Genomic DNA, 21,972 nt, shown 5'->3' with positions numbered 1-21,972 from the left:
TTATACCTCGGCCATATCACCGTTAGTCTGTAGCCATGTACGGCGATCATCTGCACGTTTCTTACCAAGCAGCATGTCCATCATCTCGTTGGTTGCTTCGCTGTCATCAATCGTTAACTGCACAAGGCGACGAGTGTTTGGATCCATGGTGGTTTCACGCAACTGAAGTGGGTTCATTTCACCCAGACCTTTGAATCGTTGCACGTTGATCTTGGCTTTCTTCTGCGATAGTCGCTCAAGCACACCGTCTTTCTCTGCGTCATCGAGTGCGTAGAACACTTCTTTACCGCAATCGATACGATACAGAGGAGGCATTGCCACATAGATATGACCCGCTTCAACTAATGCATGGAAATGGCGAGTAAACAAAGCACACAGCAGTGTCGCGATATGAAGACCATCCGAGTCCGCATCGGCAAGGATACAGATCTTACCGTAACGCAGGCCGGATAAATCATCGTTGTCCGGGTCGATGCCTAGAGCCACCGAGATGTCGTGCACTTCTTGCGAAGCCAATACTTGGTCGGCTGACACTTCCCATGTATTTAGGATCTTACCGCGAAGTGGCATAACTGCTTGGAACTCACGATCACGTGCTTGTTTAGCAGAACCACCCGCCGAGTCCCCTTCCACGAAGAAGATTTCGGTACGGCTTAAGTCTTGAACTGAACAGTCAGTTAGCTTACCCGGCAGTGCTGGGCCTGAAGCGATTTTCTTACGCACAACCTTTTTGCTTGCGCGCATACGGCGGTGGGCATTCGCAATACAAGCTTCTGCTAGCTGTTCTGCCAGTTGTGGCTTTTCGTTCAACCACAGGCTAAACGCATCTTTTACCACACCAGACACAAACGCAGCAGTTTGACGTGAAGACAAGCGCTCTTTTGTTTGACCAGCAAACTGCGGATCTTGCATCTTCACCGACAGTACGTACGAACAGCGATCGAAGATATCGTCGCCCGTTAGCTTAACGCCACGCGGCAGCAAATTACGGAATTCACAGAACTCACGCATTGCATCAAGAAGACCTTGGCGAAGACCGTTTACGTGTGTACCACCTTGTTTAGTCGGTACTAAGTTCACGTAACTTTCGGTGATCATGTCGCCGCCTTCTGGCTGCCAGATGATCGCCCAGTTTGCCATTTCTGTTTCAGCAACGAATTCGCCAACATACGGTTCTTCAGGCAGCAAGGTGTAACCTTTCACGCCTTCGGCAAGGTAGTCTTTTAGACCATCTTCATAGAACCATTTATGCTCTTCACCACCGACTTTGTCGATAAAGGTAATTTCTAAACCTGGGCAAAGCACTGCTTTTGCACGTAGGTTGTTAATCAGACGAAGTGTCGAGAATTTAGGGCTATCGAAGTACTTAGGATCAGGCCAGAAATGTACTGATGTACCACTGTTACGATGACCACAAGTGCCCGTCACAGTAAGCTCTGTTACTGCATGACCGCCTTCAAGTGCGATCTCGTGAACCTGACCTTCTCGGCGTACGGTCACTTCAACACGTTTTGACAGCGCGTTTACAACCGAGATACCTACACCGTGCAGACCACCAGAGAACTTATAGTTGTTATTCGAGAATTTACCGCCAGAGTGGAGCTTAGTTAAAATCAGCTCAACACCTGAGATCCCTTTTTCAGGGTGGATATCGACAGGCATACCACGGCCGTCATCGGTAACTTCTAACGATTGGTCTGCATGAAGTACCACTTTGATCTTCTTAGCGTGTCCCGCTAGTGCTTCATCGACCGAGTTATCAATGACTTCTTGGGCAAGGTGGTTAGGTCTTTCTGTCTCGGTATACATTCCCGGGCGGTGTCGCACAGGGTCGAGACCTTCAAGTACCTCGAGGTCTTTTGCATTATATTGTTCAGTCATAATACGGAGTTTACTCAAAAAGTTTGCGTCAGTTCGCTGGCTCCAGTTTCACTAAAGCAGAATCATTACTATGAACCGTCATAGTAGAGCGAACGAGCGAAGTATTGGGGAATATAGTCTGGAAGCTGAGTAATGATGTCAAGCTAGTTCAAAAACTAAGACATCAAACTATGATATTTCACCATTGATAGATGAAATAACAGGCAAACAAGAGAAAATCACTTGGTTGGTGGAACAGATTAAAGATTTAGAAAGGTGATGATTTGTTGTGGGTAGCGTTCAAAATCAACAAAGCTATGATCCCCGCCCTCTTCTACTGTCTGTGTTGCACCTTGGTACTTATCTACCGCTTGTCGGTAATCCAGAACTTCGTCTTCCGTTTGCTGAAGTAACCAGAAGTCGCTCGGCTTAGCGATAGCCGAAACCTCTAACGCCTTCAGTTCATCAATATGTTTTGTTTCCAGTACATATCGTTCATCTGTGTATGGGTTTACTTGTTCACCTAAATAGTCAGCAAGAAGCTCATACGGCTTCACTGCTGGGTTTACAACCACCGCTTTAAAACCATAGTGGCTATTCAGCCATGTTGAAAGATAGCCACCCAGCGAGCTACCGACCAACGCTATTTGATATTGCTCTTTGTATTGCTCCACCAGCTGCTGTAAATGAAGTGCCGCTTGTTGAGGGAAACTCGGCAGTTGAGGGGTTACGACTTTAATATCAGCGCGATGCTCCGCACAGTAATCTGCCATCACATTCGCTTTATGAGAACGTGATGAGCTGTTAAATCCGTGAATATAGAGAAGCAGCGATGGCTTATTAGCTTGTTGATTAGAGCCTGGCATCAATAACCGCCTTCATTAGTAACCAGCAGCCTTAAAATCAGGCAAGAACTGCCCATGAGGCAGACGACGAACTTGCGTGCTAACGGTACCGTCTTGATGTAATTCAATCTCTCTCCAGCCCGGAGACAAAGTATCAACCGCGAAGTCATCTGAGTTAGGTTTGAATTGCACACAAGTCGACGGTGTTGCCATGACTTGTACACCATGATGATCTCGGTTCATGTCTTGATGAACGTGACCACACAGTACGGCTTTAACATTGGTGTGCTGTTGAACCACATCCCAAAATTGATCGGCGTCTTTTAGGTTATGTTGATCTAACCATGCGCTGCCAACCAACAATGGATGGTGGTGCAATAGAACCAAGGTATTACGTTCAGGGAACTCCGTCAGCTTCTGTTCTAATAGGTCAAGCTGTTGATCGCTGAGGCGACCATGAGGCACACCAACCACCTGCGAGTCTAGCATCACCATCTGCCAGTTATCGCCTAGCAAGACATGCTCAACACACTGTATTTGTGGTGATGGTAAAACACTGCCCATATTAGGCTTAAAGTCATGGTTCCCTGGCAGCCAATAGCATGGCTTTTCCAAAGGCTGAATCCCTGACTCAAATTTCTGGTACGACTCAGCACTGTGATCTTGAGATATATCACCGGTTGCTAAAATCGCTTGATAGTCAAAGCCCTGACTAACAATGCCATCGACTACAGCACGAAAGCTATCTTGAGTGTTGATGCTTAATAAGCTGCCATTGCTCGGCGCAAATAAATGCGTGTCCGTTAGCTGCACAAGCTTAATAGTGCTCTCATCAAATTTTGAAGTGTGTGATAATTCCAAAATAACAAATCCAGATACGTTACTGTTTAGACTTTAAAAGTGTTGATAAATAGGCTCAATTAAAAGGCAATTGGGGTTCGGCTGATACCCGTTTTTAAACAAAACGTTAACCATTCCCCAAGAAATTTATTCAATTGAAATTTCTCGTCCTTTTGCAGAAGCTTAGTGTTGGGGTAGTCATATTTCGCTTTGACTCGCGAAAAATCCCCGCTAGCGCACACTTCTGCAACTCGAGCGTCGTGATATAGCCTGACAGACATTTTTGGCAAAGGAAACACTGGCATCGCATCACTCTGACATATATCTATTAATGTGGTGTATTTTGTGACCTCATTCACTGTCAATTGATACACCATATTAACGGCTTGGTAACAGCGAACGTCACCAACCTCATGCCCAACCGGTAACAAAGCGTTCAGTTTGGCATAGTTAGTCTCGTAAACTCGCATCAATTCAGCAAGATCAACATGATACGGTTTTTTGACCGCGATATTTGGCATGACGTTAATCTATCCACTCTGACTGTAATTCTTGGTAGTTCAATTGTAGCCACTGTAGCGCAATGATCGTGGCTCCATTTTCAAATACACTATCTTTTACCAACTGATAAGCAGCTTCGCGACTCATCACTTGTACACGAATGTCTTCACCTTCGTAGTCCAATCCGTGTACCCCTTTGGCTGTCATTGCATCAACACAGCCAACAAAGACGTCGAGCTTTTCAGAGCAACCACCAGATGAAGGATAATACGAAGTAATAGGCAATACAGATCCGACTTCGACTCCGGCTTCTTCCATTGCTTCACGACGAGCGACGTCTTGTGGCGATTCGTCCGTATCAATGATCCCAGCAACAATTTCGTATTGCCATGGGTTCTCATGCTCTAGGGCTCCGACACGGATCTGTTCGACGATCACCACTTCATCACGCACAGGATCATAAGGTAGCAAAGCGGCAGCATGTCCACGCTCAAACATCTCACGCTCTATTGGTTGGCTCCAGCCTCCCTCAAATAGTCTATGTTTAAATGTGTACTTGACCATTTTGAAAAAACCACGAAACAGCGTCTCTTTTGAGACTATTTCCACATCTTGCGGAGTAAACTCATGTCGTTGATTGTCATACTGTTGCATTTGGTACCTCACTAAGTGATCTTTATAGTTTACTCATTGTCCGAGTTAACTACCAAGGATAAGGTTCAACTTTTTATATAAAATTTATAATTAAAGTTAAGCTTTAAAAAATAAATATTGCACAAGTGGACTGTTAACTGTAAAAAAGTGCAAAGTTTCGAGTAAATTACCACCAAACTGGGTTAAACTCTTCTAAAGAAAATTCCATAAAAGGCAGGAATAGGAAAATGAAAAAACTGCTTCCACTATTTATCAGTGCAGCAATTGGCAGCCTGAGTTCGTCAGCTTTTGCTGATACGCTAGCTGAAGTTTACGACCAAGCAAAACAGAACGATCCACAACTTCTTCGTTCAGCAGCGCAGCGCGATGCCGCTTTTGAAGCAGTAACGTCAAGCCGTAGCTCTTTGTTACCGCAAATCAATTTGACTGCGAACTACGACATTAATCGTGGTGATCGAGATACATCAGGTGTTGGTAATTCAAGCATTGATAACAACACTTGGGGAGCTGCTATCGGCTTCAGCCAAGAGCTTTACCAGCGTTCTTCATGGATCACACTAGATACGGCAGAGAAAACCGCTCGTCAATCTGATTCAGCTTACGCGGCAGAACAACAAGCCTTGATCCTTCGTGTTGCGACAGCATACTTCGAAGTGCTTCGCGCTCAAGATAACCTAGAATTTGTTCGTGCAGAGAAAGCAGCGGTTGCTCGTCAACTAGAGCAAACTAAGCAACGTTTTGAAGTAGGTCTTTCAGCAATCACCGATGTACATGATGCGCAAGCTCAGTACGATGGTGTTTTGGCTGATGAAGTTCTTGCAGAGAACGACCTAACGAATAGCTACGAAGGTCTTCGTGAGATTACAGGTCAGGAACACTCTAACCTAAGCATCCTAGATACTGATCGTTTCTCAGCAAGCAAATCTTCTGAGTCTGCAGTTGCACTTGTTGAACAAGCAGAACAAAAGAACCTTAGCTTATTGGCTGCACGTATCTCTCAAGACGTAGCAAAAGACAACATCTCTCTAGCAAGCTCTGGTCACCTACCAAGCTTAACCCTAGATGGTAGCTACGCTGTTTCAGATCAATCAAACAGCACCCAAGATTACGACCAAGACAACCTAAACATTGGTTTGAACTTAGTTGTACCTCTATACACGGGTGGTAACACAACTTCATTGACTAAACAGGCTGAATACAACTACGTTGCAGCAAGTGAAGATCTAGAAGCAACTTACCGTAGCGTTGTAAAAGACGTACGTGCATTCAACAACAACATCAGCGCTTCGATCGGTGCTCTACGCGCTTACGAACAGTCTGTAGTTTCTGCTCAGTCTGCTCTAGAAGCAACAGAAGCTGGTTTTGATGTAGGTACTCGTACTATCGTTGACGTACTAGATTCGACTCGTCGTCTATATGATGCGAACAAAAACCTTTCAGATGCTCGTTACAACTACATCCTAAGTGTACTTCAGCTTCGTCAAGCAGTTGGTACGCTAAGCGAACAAGACATTGTTGATGTAAACGCAGGTCTAAAAGTAGCAAGTAAGTAACTCTTAATTACTCAAGTTACCGTTACAAAAATGCCGCTCATTGAGCGGCATTTTTATTATCGATTAAAGCGAGATTTACTGCCTAACTAAAAGCTTAACGCCAAAAACTAAAAACTAGCCTCGACCACCTTTAATCGCTTTAATGATTTCAGTGGTAGAGCAACCATCTTCAAAGTTAAGTACTTTCACTTCACCACCAGCAGCAATCACTTCCGCACCACCAGCAATCTCTTCAGGCTTGTAATCACCACCTTTCACAAGAATGCTTGGCAGTACCTCAGAGATTAAACGTTGAGGGGTATCTTCAGAGAATGGCACAACCCAATCAACTGCACCTAAGCCAGCCAATACCGCCATACGACGATCAGTTGGGTTCACAGGGCGACCAGGGCCTTTCAAGCGTTTCACTGATTCGTCAGTATTCACCGCAACGATCAAACGATCGCCCAACTCAGCCGCGTGATTCATGTAAGAAACATGACCAGCATGTAGAATATCAAAGCAGCCATTGGTCATCACCACTTTCTCGCCTTTCGCACGAGCACGCTTCACCGCTTCAACCAGTGCCGCTTCAGAGATAACACCGTAGTCTGTGTCTTGACTACCGTGAATCGCTTCCGCTAACTCAATCGTAGACAGTGTAGATGTACCAAGCTTACCTACTACCACACCCGCAGCAGCGTTCGCCAGTGCACACGCCTCATCCAGTGGCTTACCAGCTGCAACAGACGCAGCCAGTACTGAGATAACCGTATCACCAGCACCAGTTACGTCGTACACTTCTTTCGCTTGGGTTGGCAAGTGGAATGGTGCCTGACCTTTACGTAATAAAGTCATACCATTTTCACTGCGAGTCACCAATAGAGCTTCAAAGTCATACTTCTCGATCAAGGCAATACCCTTCTCGATAAGATCTTCTTCTGATTTCACTTTACCTGCAACCAGCTCAAACTCTGCCATGTTTGGTGTAAGTAATGTCGCACCACGGTAGCGCTCTAAATCCGCGCCTTTGGGATCGATGAATACAGGAACATTGGCTGCGCGTGCTTTTTGAATGAAGCTCTGTACATGCTCTAATGCACCTTTCGCGTAATCTGACAAGATAACCGAACGTACATTTGGTAGGGCTTGCTCCATGCGAGACAGAATAAGCTCTGGGTTGGTGTTTTCGAATTTGTCTTCAAAATCCAAGCGAATCAACTGCTGACCACGGCTCATCACTCGTAGTTTGGTGATGGTTGGATAGTCTTCTAACTCAACGAAATCACACTTAACCTTCAGAGCACCTAAAGTGCTTTTCAACACCTCAGCAGGCTCATCTTTACCAGTCAAACCAACAACATGAGCATGCCCACCAAGAGAGGCAATGTTCATTGCTACGTTGGCAGCACCACCAGGACGCTCTTCGTTATTTTCTACTTTCACAACGGGGACTGGTGCTTCTGGTGAAATACGGCCAGTTGGGCCATACCAGTAACGGTCAAGCATTACGTCACCGACAATAAGAACACCTGATTGGCTGTAGTCAGGTAGAATTGGTTTCATTGTTGAGCTCCAAAAATCGAATCTGGCTAGAGTCTAGCACACTGATTACAGTGGCTAAACTACAGATAAATGAGTAAAAGCCTATCAAGATAAACATAGCACTCGCTACGCTATGACTGAATTATGCTTCCATCCACTGCTTCCATGCCTGAACAACATGTTCTCTTTCCATTTCGAACTTTTCAATCGCCACATCCGCATCAAGGTTAAGTAGATTACGGTGGTGGATTTCATCCCTTAATGTGGTGTACGCATTGGTCAATGCCATACCTTGTTGCTCGTCCATTATCCCTTGCGACAACAAGCTTTCAAAGATTCTCACATTGTCACACCAACGAGTAAGCTTAGGTTTCTCGTTGCTGTATCTCAGCACTAAGTATTGCGCCAAGAACTCAATATCAGTAATACCGCCCGCATCTTGTTTAAGCATGAATCGTTCGGCTTTTTTACCGCCTAAATGGCCACGCATTTTTTCACGCATATCCACAACTGACTTTTTGAGTGTTGCCTCATCTCGTGGCAAGCACAAAACCTCATGCCTAGTTTTGTTAAACGCAGATACCAATAAGTCATCACCGTAAATCATACGAGCACGAGTGAGGGCCTGGTGCTCCCATGTCCACGCGTCATTGTGCTGATACTCGTCAAAGGCATCGGTTGGACTCACCAATAGACCAGATGCACCAGAAGGGCGTAGGCGAGTATCGACTTCGTACAAAATGCCAGAAGCAGTTCTGGTCGAGAAAATATGAATAATACGCTGCGCTAATCTTAAGTAGAATTGGCGTCCATCGATCTCTTTCTTTCCATCAGTATAGATGTGTACCGGGCAGTCGTGCATGAACACGATATCAAGATCGGAGTTATAACCAAGCTCCCAACCACCGACTTTGCCATAACCAACGACAGCAAAACCGCGACCTTCGCGATCTTTAACATGGGTCGGTTCACCAAACTTGGCGGATACTTGTAACCAAGCTTGATTGACCCCCGCCTCCACAATGGCTTCTGCTAAGTAGGTCAGGTGATCACTGACCTTCATGACAGGTAGAGCACCCGCAATATCCGCGGCTGCAATTCTCAATATACAGGTCTGCTTAAACTGACGCAGACCTTCCATCTGTTGCTCCATATCATCTTCAGGGATACGGGCTAGATAATCACGCAACTCGGTCTTGTAAGACTCTAAAGGCACGGGATTGTAGAGTTGCTGAGGGTCGATAAGTTCATCTAACAGAATTGGATAACGACCCAACTGCTCCGAAATCATCGGGCTTGCCGTACACAGGCGAACTAGCTGAGTCAACGCGGCAGGGTGTTCATCTAGTAGTTCAAGGTAAGTGGTACGCGTAACGATTTTATGCAGCAGATGCAGTACTCGCGACAAACCAAACTCGGCATCCTTAGCGGTGTACAGCGCTTGAAACACTTTCGGCATCAGTCGATTGAGGACTTCCCGCCCACGAGGGCCAAGAGTCTTTTTAGCCAAATCAGCTTTAAACTGAATGATCGTTTTCGCCGCATCAGGCGGGCTCGCGACCGCAATGTCGTGTTCCAACACGTGCTCAATTACATCGGGTTTATGGGCCATATCCCACAACTCGCTAAAGTGGCTCGCGATCGGATTAGCGTCATCTTCATCAACGCCAATTAGGTCTTCGAACACGGTATGTACATTCGCCATATGGGCGCGAGTTGCCACAATCAAGCTATCCCAATCGGAAAATTGCATGGCAACCGCAAGCTGCAGTTGTTCGAATTCACCGTCAGGTAAGGTTTGAGTTTGCTTATCAGCCATGGCTTGCAACAGGTTCTCAAGGCGACGCAAAAACAGATAAGCTTCACGTAGGTGCCCCACCTCTTCAGACTCTAGCAGATGAAGGGATTCAATCGCACTTAAGGTTTCGAGTAACCCTCGACCGCGTAAGCTAGGCTCGCGTCCACCACGAATCAATTGGAAGACTTGTGCGATAAACTCAACTTCACGAATACCACCAGAGCCAAGCTTGATGTTGTTCGAGAGACCACGACGACGCACTTCGCTGCTGATCATAGACTTCATTCGGCGCAGAGATTGAATCGCACTAAAATCAATATAACGGCGGAACACAAACGGGCGTAGCATTTGGCGAAGCTCTTGATACTCAGGGTACATCTCACTGCCCATCACACGCGCTTTGACCATAGCGTAGCGTTCCCAATCGCGACCTTGTTCTTGATAGTAATCTTCTAGCGCAGCGTAACTCATGACCAGTGGACCACTCTCACCGAATGGACGCAGGCGCATGTCTACTCGATAACAGAATCCATCGAAGGTTTGCTGATCAAGCGCCTTAATAATACGTTGCCCGAGACGTGTAAAGAACTGCGCATTGGCAATGCTGCGTCTTGCACCTTGGGTTTCACCATTCTCTGGGTAGGTGAAGATCAGATCGATATCGGAAGAGAAGTTAAGCTCACCGCCCCCTAGCTTGCCCATACCAATGATCAACATCGGCTGTGCTTCGCCTTGTTCATTACAAGGTGTGCCACACTCTTTACAACAAATATCGTACTGCCATTGGTAGGTTTCGAAGATCATCGCCTCAGCCAACATCGATAGATGATTTAGGCTCTGCTCTAGCTCCCACGAACCCATAAAATCACGCCAAGCAATGTAGGTCATTTCTCGATTTCGGAATTGACGCAGCACGCGCTGACCGCTCATTTCATCGGTGCAACTAGAAAGTAATTCAGCCAAGCGTTCTCGGTATCCTTCAGCGCGTTCTTCGCATGCCAACATATTAGGTAAGTCACCACATAAAACCGTATCACGCTGCAGGCAATCACCAATAAAACAGCTTAAACCGAGTACACGTTTAAGATCTTCAGTCAGTGGCTCAGACCAAGTATTGATGGCTTCACTTTGATGCTCTAATAATTGCTCAAAAGCAGACTGGGAGTGAGTGATGAGTTGAGAAGGCAATGGCATGTTTCTTCCTTGTATAAGCTGCGCGCCGAACAATCGGTTTATCGATTCAGTTCTTCAATAACGAGTTTTCATAACTAAAGATAAGTTATACCAAAGTTACGCCAATAAAAAACGCCCACATTAGCAATGTGGGCGTTTTATCGATTAACTTATCTGGTTGAGCTTACAACCGAGAAACAGTCTCTGGGAATTAGCCTTTGACGGATGAAGATTGGGTGCTGAGGACTAAACCTTAAATTGCTTAATCTTACCGTCGAGTTCTTGCGCGTTACTTTCCATAAGCTGAGAGGTCTCGAGCAGTTCACCAACTACCACAACTGAAGCTTCAACAAGCTCGCGTACATTGGTCAGGTTGACGCTCATCTCTTCAGCAACACTGCTCTGTTGGCCTGCAGCGGTCGCGATCTGGAAGTTCATATCATTGATTTGATTGACTTGGCTTACAATGCCGTCAAGCTCACTTCCCGCGTTAGTCACCAGATCAACACCTTCAGCCGCTTCAACAACACTCTTCTCCATCAGTTCTACCGCAGAGTTAGCGCTGCTTTGTAGATGACTGATCATGTCTTGAATCTCTACCGTCGCTTGCTGAGTGCGCTGTGCAAGGTTACGAACCTCATCAGCAACAACCGCAAAACCACGACCCGCTTCACCGGCACGTGCCGCTTCAATTGCAGCGTTCAATGCTAGTAGGTTTGTCTGTTCTGAAATGCCTTGGATAGTACCAACCACACTGCCAATTGAGTCAACGCGTTCTTCTACTTGGTTTACCGCTGCTGCAGATGCTGCGATATCTGAAGATAGCTCACTCATCTTAGACACTGATCCTTGAACGAACTTCTGACCAGTAAGAGCTTGGCCTGATGCCTGTTCAGTCAATGACGAAGCGCTTTGTGCATGCTCAGCGACAGTTTGCACCGTCGACGTCATCTCACTCATTGCTGTTGCCAGTTGATCGATCTCGTTGAACTCTTCTTGAGCTGACTCTTTGGTTTCAGACATGCTGATGGTCATCACTTCCGTCAGAGCAAACAGCTCATCAGAAGAGGCCACCTGAGTTTTGATCATGTCGTTCAGTTGGACGCGAGTTTTTTCAAGTTCGCGTGCCACATCGCCGTATTCATCTTTACAATCCATTTGAATCGGCACTGATAAGTTCTTATCTGCCATGGTTTTAATGGCGTCATTAAGGTATTGAGTCTGGCGCAGCATAACGCGCGCCGCTGCTAACAGAAGAACCACAAACACAATGATCATCAAGGCTGTTTGCCAAGCCACTTGAACTAGGTAAGTCTCGTAATGCTGTTGTGCGACTTGCGCATTGTTGGTTACAGCAAGCAATGAATCGTAAAACGTACTTGCGTCCCATAGCTGCTTCGAAATGATCAAGATAGTGCTGAATATCATCAACATGACCATTTTTGGAACGAGACGAACGTCAGAGATTATCCTTTCCCACGGCTTGAATGACAGTTTAGTCATTGTCAGTTCTCCATTAATTCTTATATATTGATGGCTTCTATATCCGCGAGGTGGCTATGTCAGTCAAAGTTCGCGATTTATTTTGAGCCTCGTATGAATGTTGAATAATACCAAAGACGCCACCAAGCCGATGAGCTTATTGTCACTGATTCTCTCTTTCTTAGCGTTATTTGTGATCTCAGGCTTATTGTTCGTACCGATCGATAAAGAATCGAAACAAGTCCTTATCGGCCTCGATTTTATAATCTGTAGTGTTTTTCTTTTTCAGCTCACAATTGATCTATTTAGATCACAAAACAAAAAAGAATTTCTAAAAGTACACTGGATCGATTTCTTAGCAAGTATCCCAATGATCGAGCCTCTTCGTTTCGCCCGTATTTTTCAAATTCTGCGAGTCATCTTAGTTCTGCGTTCAAGTAAACGTATTTTCAGAGAGTTATTTCGTAATAGGAAAGAGACCACTTTCGCTTCCATCATTCTGCTTTTGGTGATCTTACTGACTATCGGTGCTGGCACGATCCTGCTATTGGAACACAAAGATCCGAACGCCAACATCACTACAGGTAATGATGCTTTATGGTGGGCGTTTGTGACCATCAGTACTGTGGGTTATGGCGACCATTACCCAGTGACAACTTCCGGTCAGTTAGTGGCTTCAATGGTGATCATCTGTGGTGTCGGTGTGTTTGGTATGATTTCAGGCTTGATTACTTCTTTGATCACCTCCCCAACTCATCATGAGAATCAACGAGCGGAAAACAAAGAGAAACACCTTGAGAAGATCATCGAGCAGCAACAGAAAATCTTAGAGCGACTCGAAAAACTTGAGCAACAAACAAAAAAATAGGGCCGGAGCCCTATTTTCAAATTCATACTTCTATTGATACAGGTATCGAGTTTAGTCTTGCCAGTATGGCTCAACCTCAACACTGATTTGGCGTGTCTGTTCCATCGCATGCAGAATGGACACTTCTTGACGAGCTAACCAACGCTCTAGCTGAAGCTTCTCATCGCCTTCCAGCTTCTCAGTCAAAGGCTCTAATGTTTTAAGTGCCAGCAAGTCATCAATGCCTTGCACCATATCGGCCCAAGGTAAACGGAAACTGTTTCGCTCAGCGTCATCATACAAACTCGCGAAACCCACACCAGAATATAGGTTTCGCATCAAACGGTATTGCTGCTCAATATACGCTTGGCTGGTCATCACTCGCTCTGGCGGGAAAGCTTCCATCAAGTCTGCCCATGTGCGATCGAGTTGCTGCACGGAAAACCATTCGATACCACGACCCATTTGCTCACGCGCTTTCTCATCTAAGAAAGGCTGCCAGCCACGAGACAAGATCCAACGGCTCAAATCTAACAATAAACCGGTGTAACGAGCAGAGCTCAGCAAGGTAAGCAGATCTTCACGATCTGGCAGTTGCTCTTGCATCTCTTTAAGCTCAGCGACTAAGAACTTACGCGCATCGAGTTTACGTAGTACATGGCCTTTATCTTCCAGCAAGTCTTCGAAGTGATCATAGCTTTTCAGCCAGTCGAGCTCTTGCTCAAGCCACTTCAACTCTTGACGTAAAATAGCACTCGCACGTCTAGGGACAATGCCACCATAAATGGTGAAAGTCTGGCGGATAAAGCTCAGTGAATGACTGATCTCATGTAGCGCTTCAATCGATTGACGCTCAGTGAAAATCTGCTCGTGATAGTGCCAATGAGCGAGAGCATGCTCTAAAGATTGAATGAAACACGATTCAACGGTATCACTTTTGTCAGTATCAACTAAGGTCAAAGGAGTGACTTCATCTCCTTGATAACCTTGAGCAAGGCGGTAACCCTTAGCTGCTTTACTTAGGTTACCCAAACGCATGCCACCTTGTTCGCAGAATTGGCGAGACAATGTAAATAGCGCATCCGTTTGACCGGATTTAAGTTCCAATTCGACTTCGCAAATCGGTTCTTGCAGGTCGCCTGATTCAACAAAGCCTTGATCGAATGCGACCTCGACTTGGCTACCATCAGGCATACCAATCAACCACTGCTCACGCGTGAAGTTGGTAGAGAACAGAGGAGTCAGCTCAGCTTGCAACGTTTCGATGTCTTTACCTGCTGGCCAGATATCCTCTGGGTGCAGGGCTAACTTAGGTTCGTTGCTGTCGTGTTCTGCATTGTATTCAGGCCTTTGATGCAGGCCAGCAACCACACGACCAGCAGTCTTTACGGTTTGTACAAATACGTCATCAAAGCGTCGAATGCGTAAGCCTGTATCGTGCTTACGTAGCCAGTTGTCAGCGGTGTCAAAGTAGATGTTACCTAGCTCACGACAACTGTGCTGAAGTACTTTAGTTTCAGCAATTTTATTGCGTAAAGTCTCTGAAAATTCAGGAGAAACAAAAAACTTCAGTTCTATCTCGGTTTCCATAGTTATACCTTTCTGTGAAGATAGGGACAGGATATTGCCAATTTGAAAAGTCGGCAAGTCAGAAATATCGCCCTTATGATGATCTAAAACAGTTTTAATGAGAGATTGATTAGGTTAACATGCGCGACTTTGTAGCCATCGCTTAACATTTCACCATGAATATGGTGTATGTTGTTTTAAGGTTATTATTTATTAGGTTGGATGACCATGCCAGTAAATACAATTATGGGGTTATTTGCAAAGTCCCCAATTAAACCTTTGCAGCGTCACGTAGTATGCGTGAACGAATGTTGTTCTCACCTAGTTAATTTCTTTGAAGTTTCTTCAAAAGGTGACTGGGAAAAAGCATCAGAAATTCGAGCTCAAATTTCTCACCTTGAGAAAGAAGCTGACGTACTAAAACGTGAAATTCGCCTTAAACTTCCTCGTGGTTTGTTTATGCCAGTTGATCGCACCGATATGTTGGAGCTATTAACTCAACAAGACAAACTCGCAAACCTAGCGAAAGACATTGCTGGCCGTGTATATGGTCGTCAACTTGTCATTCCTGCTCCTATGCAAGAAAACTTCATCGCTTACGTTAAACGTTGTCTAGATGCAGCGAACCAAGCACAAAACGTAATCAATGAATTAGACGAATTACTTGAGACTGGCTTTAAAGGCCGTGAAGTAACACTCGTTGCCGAAATGATTCATCAATTAGATGTAATTGAAGATGACACGGATGCGATGCAGATCGAACTACGCCAACAACTAATGGCAATTGAAGGCGATCTGAATCCAGTTGATATCATGTTCTTATACAAAATTCTTGAATGGGTTGGTGGTATTGCAGATCAAGCACAGCGTGTAGGCGCTCGTCTTGAAGTAATGCTTTCTCGATCTTAAATCATACGTTAACCATATAACGAAGAGCATTTTTTGAACAAACCACTTATGCGCTGAGTATTCCTCTCGCTGAGCGGTTTTTTGCGTCTAAATTTGTTCCGCTTGTTATCAAACAACTAGGTATTACGATGGATATCCTTGCTAACTACGGCACTGTCCTGATTATTGTTGCAGCAGCTTTCGGTTTCTTGATGGCTATTGGTATTGGTGCAAATGACGTTGCGAACGCAATGGGCACCTCAGTAGGCTCTAAAGCTTTAACCGTTAAACAAGCGATCATTATCGCAATGATCTTTGAATTCGCAGGTGCTTACCTTGCGGGCGGCGAAGTAACAGACACGATCCGTAAAGGTGTTATCGAAACGTCTCTATTCGCTCATCAACCAGATGTACTTGTGTACGGCATGATGTCAGCACTTCTTGCTGCGGGTACATGGCTACTTCTCGCTTCTTACATGGGCTGGCCGGTTTCTACGACTCACTCAATCATCGGTGCAATCATCGGCTTCGCTTGTGTGTCTGTAGGTACTGAAGCGGTAGACTGGAGCAGCGTTCAAGGCATTGTGGGCAGTTGGATTGTCACACCGGTTATTTCCGGTTTCTTCGCTTACGTCATATTTGTAAGTGCTCAACGACTGATTTTTGATACAGAGAACCCGCTATTTAACGCGAAACGCTTTGTACCGGTATACATGTTCATTACAACAATGGTAATTGCACTTGTAACCATCAAGAAAGGCCTTAAGCACGTTGGTCTTCACCTAAGCAACACTGAAGCATGGGTTTGGGCTGCTGGCGTTTCTGCGCTTGTAATGATCGGCGGTTACCTATACATCCAGAAGAAATTCGCTAACCGCGAAGAAGACCACGGCTTTGCAGGTGTTGAAGGCATCTTCTCTGTACTCATGGTTATCACAGCTTGTGCGATGGCATTTGCACACGGTTCAAACGACGTTGCGAACGCGATTGGTCCACTGTCTGCTGTTGTATCAACCGTTGAGCACATGGGTGAAATCACAGGTAAGAGTACTATCGCATGGTGGATTCTTCCTCTAGGTGGATTCGGTATCGTTGTTGGTCTTGCAACAATGGGTCATAAAGTAATGGCAACCGTTGGTACTGGTATTACAGAACTAACACCAAGCCGTGGCTTTGCTGCACAACTTGCAACTGCATGTACGGTTGTACTAGCTTCAGGTACTGGCCTTCCAATCTCTACTACACAAACACTCGTTGGTGCTGTTTTAGGTGTTGGTTTTGCTCGTGGTATCGCAGCACTAAACTTAGGCGTTGTACGTAATATCGTGGCTTCTTGGATTGTGACACTACCTGCAGGTGCTCTACTTGCTGTTGTGTTCTTCTACGGAATTCAAGCTGCGTTTACTATGTAATCGCAACTGCGTTAGTGAATACTAGCGTCAGAACAGTGTGAGCTTCAGTAACGATATGTAAATGCCATGTCATTATTGACTCAAACGCACAGAAAGGGAGGCTTTGCCTCCCTTCTTTGTTGCACCGCATAAAGAAACTAAATATTATTTGCTGATTGAGGCTGACTCATACGCCTACCCAATTTGAATCGTTAAGGGATTTACTGTGAAAAAACTGATTAGCTTAGTTTTGTTCGCAATGCTTGCGGCTCCAGCTGCCTTTGCACAAGACCGTTATATTGCTGACAAACTATTTACTTATATGCATTCTGGCCCAAACAACACATTCCGTATCATCGGTAGTGTTGATGCTGGTGAAAAGATTACATTCCTACAAACTAACAAGAGTACGGGTTACACCCAAATTCAAGACAACCGTGGCCGTAAAGGTTGGGTTGAAAGCAAGTTTGTAAGCACTCAAGAAAGCATGGCACTGCGTATGCCTAAGCTAGAGAAAGAGCTGACGGAAGTTAAAGGCAAGCTAGCGAATGCTCGTCAGAGTGCTGACAGCGAAAAAGCTGGCCTAGCAAGCTCTCTAGATTCTCGTAACAAGCAGATTGCTGAACTAGAACAGAACTACAGTGAAATTAGCCAACAGCTAACGAGTTCTCAAACAGAGAACCGTGAACTGCGCGCTAAGCTAGACACTCAAAAAGACGACCTACTATTGAAGTACTTCATGTACGGTGGTGGTGTTGCGGGTATTGGTCTAGTTCTAGGCCTTGTTCTGCCACACATCATGCCTCGTCGCAGAAAATCACCAAACGGTTGGGCGTAGACGTAACGCTTGTATTAGGTACAGTAAATTCAGTATCGAAGATCAAAAAGGAGCACCGAGGTGCTCCTTTTTATTTGTCTGTTATCTAGATACCTTTAGAGCTCGCTAACCTTTCCACTCGTACAGAGCCGGGATTTCTATCTTCTGTTGATTGAACTCTATGATCACTGATTGTGGCTTAATCTCTAGTAATTGAATGTCTTGTCCAATCCAATCTCCTTGCGCCACTTCTTGGCCGTTCACTTTTACCCAACGTTTGGTCTCGCTGCTCGAGTACATATGAGTTTGTAGGTCTAACTTAGGAAGGACGCCTGATAAGCTATTGGTGTGCGTTTCCAACTCAATAACCTGAGAGCCTCTTTGCCCTGCGGGTCTAGAGTCCATCGGCTCAGGAGTGCTTTGTTGCTCCCCCATAATGGATTCAAGCTTCAATGCCAAATCAGGTGGCAACTCACTGAGGTCTAGCCCTTGCAGCAGATCACTGTCCGATTGTAAGTCACTATTTGATTGCTGATCAGTGCTTGATTGCAGAGCAGTCGTTTCATCACTCGCGCCTGACTGAACGGATGACGATTCAGAACTGGCTGTCATTTGAGTGTTGTTATCAGCATTAGCGAAGATCACTGCTGAGCCACCAGCGGTGTTTGCACGATTAGCGCCAGAATCAATCTGTGCATACATCTCTTGGCGTGGCAATGCTTTCAACGGTTGGCTCGCCGGTGCAGGGCGAACGGTGAACAAGGCATCTTCTTCCTCAGACACGGCATCCATGCTTGCTATATCAGCATCCGCAATTTCAGGCTCAATGTCTGATTCAGTTTTAAATTCTGGCAGAGCGACATTGGCAGCTTGGTTCACGGCTTCTTGTTGTTGGATATACGATTGATAAGCCAAGACGCCACCCACCAACAAAGAAGGAACCAAGATTAAGAGTAGCCCCATCGCTAACGATGAACCTCGCTTGTTGCTCATCCCTTTTGCAGAATTAGGAACATGATGATTCTGGTAGCCTTTGAAGCTTGGTTTGCTAAGAGAGTGCTGATTAATAGAAGATGGCTTGTGAGACGGCTGTTTAAGTTCGTGCATAATACGTGACATTAGCTTTCGCCCCCTTCTAGTGACATCAGCTTAGGCGAATCGAGTTGAGCTAATCTCTGCAATCTTGCTAAGGTGCGCTTACCTGCAATGCCATCAACAGACATACCTTGCCACGTTTGAAATGCTTCGATTTTCATTTTTAACTCATAATCAAATACATCACTACCGGAAACAACCTCTCCTAATACTTCAGAAAGCAGTAGATCAAGCAAAGCAACCGCTTCACCTTGATAGCCCTCTTTAAGGGTCTCTCGCAGCGGCTGCTTCCAAATAGCGACGTAATCGCCTTGCCAGATTTGCTCTAAGGATTGCTTCGGCATCACCAACAGCTTTTCATTAACCAGCAACTCGACAGAATCCTTAGACACGCCATACAGCACAGCAAACACTGGGTTTTGGTCTATGTCGAGATTAAGTACCACAGGAACACCAAGTTCTAACAAGGTATCCAAACTGGCCTGCTGCTGCTCACACACAAAAACACTTTGTGGCTCACTTAAGCACAATCCATCACGCAGTGAAGATTGATATCCCCACAGCGTATACAAGTCTTTGATAGCGAGAGAACGATTGGTCCCCTGCATCAAATGTTGTTGAATGTGTTGTGGCAATTCAAACTTGGCAGGTTTTGGCTCAGCAACCAACTTAGGAACATCTGATACCAAAGAATGCTGAGTACGTGCTAACACTTCCGTCTTTGCTTCATTTGATGCATCCGTAGGCAACCAAGCATTGATATAGCTTGGAGCGAAGTTAAAGGTCGCTATTGCAAGACCAACGCTTAACGTCGCAATCCCTGCGTATTGGAATAACTTAGGCGCGACACGAGAAGTTAGAGCTTTCTCGACGTGATACACATCGGCCTGAAAGGACATAACCTGCTGACACGCTCGGTTAACCGTTTCATTGCTCGGTAGCTGCTCACCGTCATGAAAAGCCAACTGCAGTGCTTTATCACACACCAAGTTAATGAGCCTTGGAATACCATGCGTATATTGAGCAATCAGCTTGATAGAACGGTTCGAAAACAACATCTGCTCTCCACCCGCCGTCTCCAAACGAAACGCGATGTACTTGCCCGTTTCTTCGGTATTAAGAGGCAGTAAGTGATAACGACCAGTAATGCGCTGTGCTAGCTGACGTAGCTGCGTGGTTTGTAAGTGCTGTTGTAATTCCGGCTGGCCGACCAACAGTACTTTTAACAGCTTACGATTGTCGGTTTCCAAGTTTGTTAGAAGGCGTAACTGCTCCAACACATCGGCAGCGAGGTGTTGGGCTTCATCGATCACCAATAGGGTTTGAATGCCTTCGGCATGGCTATCAAGTAGAAAATAATGAATAGCCTGACTGAGCTGTTTCAACGATGCTTGTTCTGGGTACTCGACCTCAAACTCATCGCAGATAGCTTCTAGTAAATCCGTATTTGAAAACGTAGGGTTAAGTATAAGGCCAGCCTGAGTATGACTATCCAATGAAGACAACATCGCCTTAGCGACCGTTGTTTTCCCTGTACCAACCTCACCAGTAAGCATCGCAAAGCCCCCACCCTCGCCTAAACCGGCTTGTAGGTTCTGCATCGCTTCTTGATGGCGCTGACTCAAAAACAAGTAGCGAGAATTTGGTACAATCGAAAATGGCATCTCAACGAAGCCAAAATATTCCTTATACATGTGCTGCCCTATAATTACGATTAATGGAAAGTACCATTGCTTGCAGTAAAGTCCAGCAGTGATAAAACATTTCGAGGTGATAAGTTGCAAATTTACGATAGCCTACCAAAAGACAACGGGCTACAACGCTATCTAGTCGGTGGAGCAGTGCGCGATAAGCTGCTCAATATTGATAGTTATGATAGAGATTGGGTCGTGGTAGGGAGTACCCCTCAAGAGATGGAAAACCTTGGCTTTACTGCTGTGGGAAAAGATTTCCCGGTATTCTTGCACCCAAAAACCAAAGAAGAGCACGCACTGGCTCGCACTGAGAGAAAATCAGGCTCTGGTTACACAGGCTTCGAATGTTACTTCGCGCCAGACGTGAGTTTGGAAGAAGACCTCATGCGTCGAGATCTGACCATCAACGCTATAGCTCAAGATGATAAAGGCCAACTTCACGATCCTTATCATGGCCAGAAAGATCTCTCGAATCGTATCTTAAGACACGTTTCAGACGCTTTTGTTGAAGACCCTCTTCGTGTACTGCGTGTGGCTCGCTTCGCCGCCAAGCTTCACCATCTTAACTTCACGGTTGCACCTGAAACCATGGATATGATGAGTGAGATCGTCCAATCTGGTGAACTGGCACACCTTACTGCAGAGCGAGTTTGGCAAGAGTGGCATAAGTCTCTTAGTACACCGCACCCTGAAGTGTTCCTCTCTGTATTGAAAGAGTGTGGTGCATTGGCAGTCGTATTACCTGAGATTGACGCTCTATTTGGCGTCCCTCAACCTGAAAAATGGCACCCTGAAATCGACACGGGTATTCACACTCTGATGGTTGCTCAGCAAGCCGCACTATTAAGCCCATCGCTACCGGTACGCTTTGCAGCTCAAGTGCATGACTTAGGTAAAGGCGTCACACCACAAGCTGAATGGCCAAGCCATAAAATGCACTGCCACACAGGTGTTAAGATAATCAAGAAACTGTGTGAGCGAGTGAGAGTGCCCAATGAGTTCAGAGACCTTGCGTTGTTAGTGTGCGAGCAACATTCTAATATCCACCGCGCAGGCGAGCTCAAACCAACCACCTTTCTCAAGGTTCTCAACAAGTTCGATGTTTGGCGTAAGCCAGATAGGTTCGACGATATACTACTTTGCTGCCAGGCCGACCACGCAGGCCGAAAAGGATTAGAAGATCAGCCTTATCCTCAAAAAGCGCGCTTTGAAGTCGCCTACCAAGCGGCGCTTCAAGTCGAAGTAAAAGCGATCATTACCGATGGTTTTAAAGGCAAAGATATTCGAGAAGAACAAGAGAAACGCAGAGCCATCGCAATTGAAAACGCCCTATCAGAACTCGCTAGCAGTTAATCGTCGCCGCTCTACCTAAAACGTATAAAAAGCCCGCAGTTAAGCGGGCCTTTTGTTTCAATTCTTACAGCGAGACCGTTGCCTGTGT

The 21,972-nt window shown here is 45.6% G+C and carries 17 protein-coding genes; 6 read left to right on the top strand and 11 right to left on the bottom strand.

Going from position 1 to position 21,972, the window contains the following annotated elements; all coding sequences use genetic code 11:
* The 5 genes from parE to nudF form a co-directional block, all read right to left on the bottom strand.
* Positions 1 to 1,881 carry a DNA topoisomerase IV subunit B gene (gene parE / locus AB4583_RS01880; RefSeq protein ID WP_017061428.1) on the bottom strand — a complete coding sequence of 627 codons (1,881 nt, stop codon included), beginning with the start codon at positions 1,879 to 1,881 and terminating at the stop codon, positions 1 to 3.
* 239 nt (positions 1,882 to 2,120) lie between these two features.
* Positions 2,121 to 2,726, bottom strand: a complete 606-nt coding sequence (gene yqiA, locus AB4583_RS01875) for an esterase YqiA (protein WP_372116176.1) — start codon at positions 2,724 to 2,726, stop codon at positions 2,121 to 2,123.
* A gap of 15 nt (positions 2,727 to 2,741) precedes the next feature.
* The gene (cpdA, locus tag AB4583_RS01870) at positions 2,742 to 3,566 is read right to left on the bottom strand and encodes a 3',5'-cyclic-AMP phosphodiesterase (protein ID WP_017061426.1); all 825 of its coding nucleotides are present in this window, start codon (positions 3,564 to 3,566) and stop codon (positions 2,742 to 2,744) included.
* Between the two features lie 59 nt (positions 3,567 to 3,625).
* Complete coding sequence (locus AB4583_RS01865; protein ID WP_008222561.1) at positions 3,626 to 4,066, bottom strand: DUF1249 family protein; 441 nt, start codon at positions 4,064 to 4,066, stop codon at positions 3,626 to 3,628.
* Between the two features lie 4 nt (positions 4,067 to 4,070).
* Positions 4,071 to 4,700: an ADP-ribose diphosphatase gene (gene nudF / locus AB4583_RS01860; protein WP_372116173.1), complete on the bottom strand. Its 630-nt coding sequence runs from the start codon at positions 4,698 to 4,700 to the stop codon at positions 4,071 to 4,073.
* Positions 4,701 to 4,927: 227 nt separating this feature from the next.
* Here nudF and tolC point away from each other — a divergent pair, with 227 nt between their 5' ends.
* Complete coding sequence (tolC, locus tag AB4583_RS01855; protein ID WP_017061424.1) at positions 4,928 to 6,253, top strand: outer membrane channel protein TolC; 1,326 nt, start codon at positions 4,928 to 4,930, stop codon at positions 6,251 to 6,253.
* Positions 6,254 to 6,367: 114 nt separating this feature from the next.
* Here tolC and hldE read toward each other — a convergent pair whose 3' ends face one another.
* The 3 genes from hldE to AB4583_RS01840 form a co-directional block, all read right to left on the bottom strand.
* Entirely contained in the window at positions 6,368 to 7,798 is a 1,431-nt protein-coding gene (gene hldE / locus AB4583_RS01850) for a bifunctional D-glycero-beta-D-manno-heptose-7-phosphate kinase/D-glycero-beta-D-manno-heptose 1-phosphate adenylyltransferase HldE (protein ID WP_017069485.1), read from the bottom strand.
* Positions 7,799 to 7,919: 121 nt separating this feature from the next.
* Entirely contained in the window at positions 7,920 to 10,769 is a 2,850-nt protein-coding gene (gene glnE / locus AB4583_RS01845) for a bifunctional [glutamate--ammonia ligase]-adenylyl-L-tyrosine phosphorylase/[glutamate--ammonia-ligase] adenylyltransferase (RefSeq protein WP_372116169.1), read from the bottom strand.
* 225 nt (positions 10,770 to 10,994) lie between these two features.
* A complete protein-coding gene (locus AB4583_RS01840; protein WP_048658011.1) occupies positions 10,995 to 12,251 on the bottom strand; it encodes a methyl-accepting chemotaxis protein in 1,257 nt (418 codons plus the stop codon).
* 97 nt (positions 12,252 to 12,348) lie between these two features.
* Between AB4583_RS01840 and AB4583_RS01835 the strand changes: the two genes are divergently transcribed.
* Complete coding sequence (locus tag AB4583_RS01835; RefSeq protein ID WP_017069483.1) at positions 12,349 to 13,098, top strand: potassium channel family protein; 750 nt, start codon at positions 12,349 to 12,351, stop codon at positions 13,096 to 13,098.
* Positions 13,099 to 13,149: 51 nt separating this feature from the next.
* Here AB4583_RS01835 and AB4583_RS01830 read toward each other — a convergent pair whose 3' ends face one another.
* Complete coding sequence (locus AB4583_RS01830) at positions 13,150 to 14,667, bottom strand: CYTH domain-containing protein (protein ID WP_372073187.1); 1,518 nt, start codon at positions 14,665 to 14,667, stop codon at positions 13,150 to 13,152.
* A 207-nt stretch (positions 14,668 to 14,874) separates the two neighbouring features.
* On the opposite strand from AB4583_RS01830, the gene AB4583_RS01825 reads away from it, so the two are divergent.
* From AB4583_RS01825 to AB4583_RS01815, 3 genes are all read left to right on the top strand, one after another.
* A complete protein-coding gene (locus tag AB4583_RS01825) occupies positions 14,875 to 15,555 on the top strand; it encodes a TIGR00153 family protein (protein WP_010434644.1) in 681 nt (226 codons plus the stop codon).
* Positions 15,556 to 15,683: 128 nt separating this feature from the next.
* Positions 15,684 to 16,946 (top strand): inorganic phosphate transporter, encoded by a 1,263-nt coding sequence (locus tag AB4583_RS01820; protein WP_017069480.1) that lies wholly within the window; start codon positions 15,684 to 15,686, stop codon positions 16,944 to 16,946.
* A gap of 205 nt (positions 16,947 to 17,151) precedes the next feature.
* On the top strand, positions 17,152 to 17,763 hold the full coding sequence (locus AB4583_RS01815; protein WP_017061417.1) for a TIGR04211 family SH3 domain-containing protein: 612 nt from the start codon (positions 17,152 to 17,154) through the stop codon (positions 17,761 to 17,763).
* Between the two features lie 105 nt (positions 17,764 to 17,868).
* Here AB4583_RS01815 and AB4583_RS01810 read toward each other — a convergent pair whose 3' ends face one another.
* Both AB4583_RS01810 and AB4583_RS01805 read right to left on the bottom strand, forming a co-directional pair.
* Positions 17,869 to 18,861, bottom strand: coding sequence for a general secretion pathway protein GspB (locus AB4583_RS01810; protein WP_372116166.1), 993 nt, complete (start codon positions 18,859 to 18,861; stop codon positions 17,869 to 17,871).
* The gene (locus AB4583_RS01805; protein ID WP_372116163.1) at positions 18,861 to 20,531 is read right to left on the bottom strand and encodes an AAA family ATPase; all 1,671 of its coding nucleotides are present in this window, start codon (positions 20,529 to 20,531) and stop codon (positions 18,861 to 18,863) included. The genes AB4583_RS01810 and AB4583_RS01805 overlap by 1 nt, the downstream gene beginning before the upstream one ends.
* Before the next feature lie 36 nt (positions 20,532 to 20,567).
* Here AB4583_RS01805 and AB4583_RS01800 point away from each other — a divergent pair, with 36 nt between their 5' ends.
* Complete coding sequence (locus tag AB4583_RS01800) at positions 20,568 to 21,884, top strand: multifunctional CCA addition/repair protein (protein ID WP_372116160.1); 1,317 nt, start codon at positions 20,568 to 20,570, stop codon at positions 21,882 to 21,884.
* Positions 21,885 to 21,972 lie beyond the last annotated feature (88 nt).

This window comes from Vibrio sp. 10N.222.49.C12 (assembly GCF_041475025.1).
In the GTDB taxonomy this organism is placed as follows: domain Bacteria; phylum Pseudomonadota; class Gammaproteobacteria; order Enterobacterales; family Vibrionaceae; genus Vibrio; species Vibrio crassostreae_C.
Note: the sequence above shows the minus strand (reverse complement) of the source record. Positions and strands in the feature narration are given on the sequence as shown.

What these genes read in the sequence shown, in the direction of transcription:
- parE (WP_017061428.1), bottom strand. Translation starts at nt 1,881, where the DNA reads ATGACTGAACAATATAATGCAAAAGACCTCGAGGTACTTGAAGGTCTC.
- yqiA (WP_372116176.1), bottom strand. Translation starts at nt 2,726, where the DNA reads ATGCCAGGCTCTAATCAACAAGCTAATAAGCCATCGCTGCTTCTCTAT.
- AB4583_RS01865 (WP_008222561.1), bottom strand. Translation starts at nt 4,066, where the DNA reads ATGCCAAATATCGCGGTCAAAAAACCGTATCATGTTGATCTTGCTGAA.
- nudF (WP_372116173.1), bottom strand. Translation starts at nt 4,700, where the DNA reads ATGCAACAGTATGACAATCAACGACATGAGTTTACTCCGCAAGATGTG.
- tolC (WP_017061424.1), top strand. Translation starts at nt 4,928, where the DNA reads ATGAAAAAACTGCTTCCACTATTTATCAGTGCAGCAATTGGCAGCCTG.
- hldE (WP_017069485.1), bottom strand. Translation starts at nt 7,798, where the DNA reads ATGAAACCAATTCTACCTGACTACAGCCAATCAGGTGTTCTTATTGTC.
- glnE (WP_372116169.1), bottom strand. Translation starts at nt 10,769, where the DNA reads ATGCCATTGCCTTCTCAACTCATCACTCACTCCCAGTCTGCTTTTGAG.
- AB4583_RS01840 (WP_048658011.1), bottom strand. Translation starts at nt 12,251, where the DNA reads ATGACTAAACTGTCATTCAAGCCGTGGGAAAGGATAATCTCTGACGTT.
- AB4583_RS01835 (WP_017069483.1), top strand. Translation starts at nt 12,349, where the DNA reads ATGTTGAATAATACCAAAGACGCCACCAAGCCGATGAGCTTATTGTCA.
- AB4583_RS01830 (WP_372073187.1), bottom strand. Translation starts at nt 14,667, where the DNA reads ATGGAAACCGAGATAGAACTGAAGTTTTTTGTTTCTCCTGAATTTTCA.
- AB4583_RS01825 (WP_010434644.1), top strand. Translation starts at nt 14,875, where the DNA reads ATGCCAGTAAATACAATTATGGGGTTATTTGCAAAGTCCCCAATTAAA.
- AB4583_RS01820 (WP_017069480.1), top strand. Translation starts at nt 15,684, where the DNA reads ATGGATATCCTTGCTAACTACGGCACTGTCCTGATTATTGTTGCAGCA.
- AB4583_RS01810 (WP_372116166.1), bottom strand. Translation starts at nt 18,861, where the DNA reads ATGTCACGTATTATGCACGAACTTAAACAGCCGTCTCACAAGCCATCT.
- AB4583_RS01805 (WP_372116163.1), bottom strand. Translation starts at nt 20,531, where the DNA reads ATGTATAAGGAATATTTTGGCTTCGTTGAGATGCCATTTTCGATTGTA.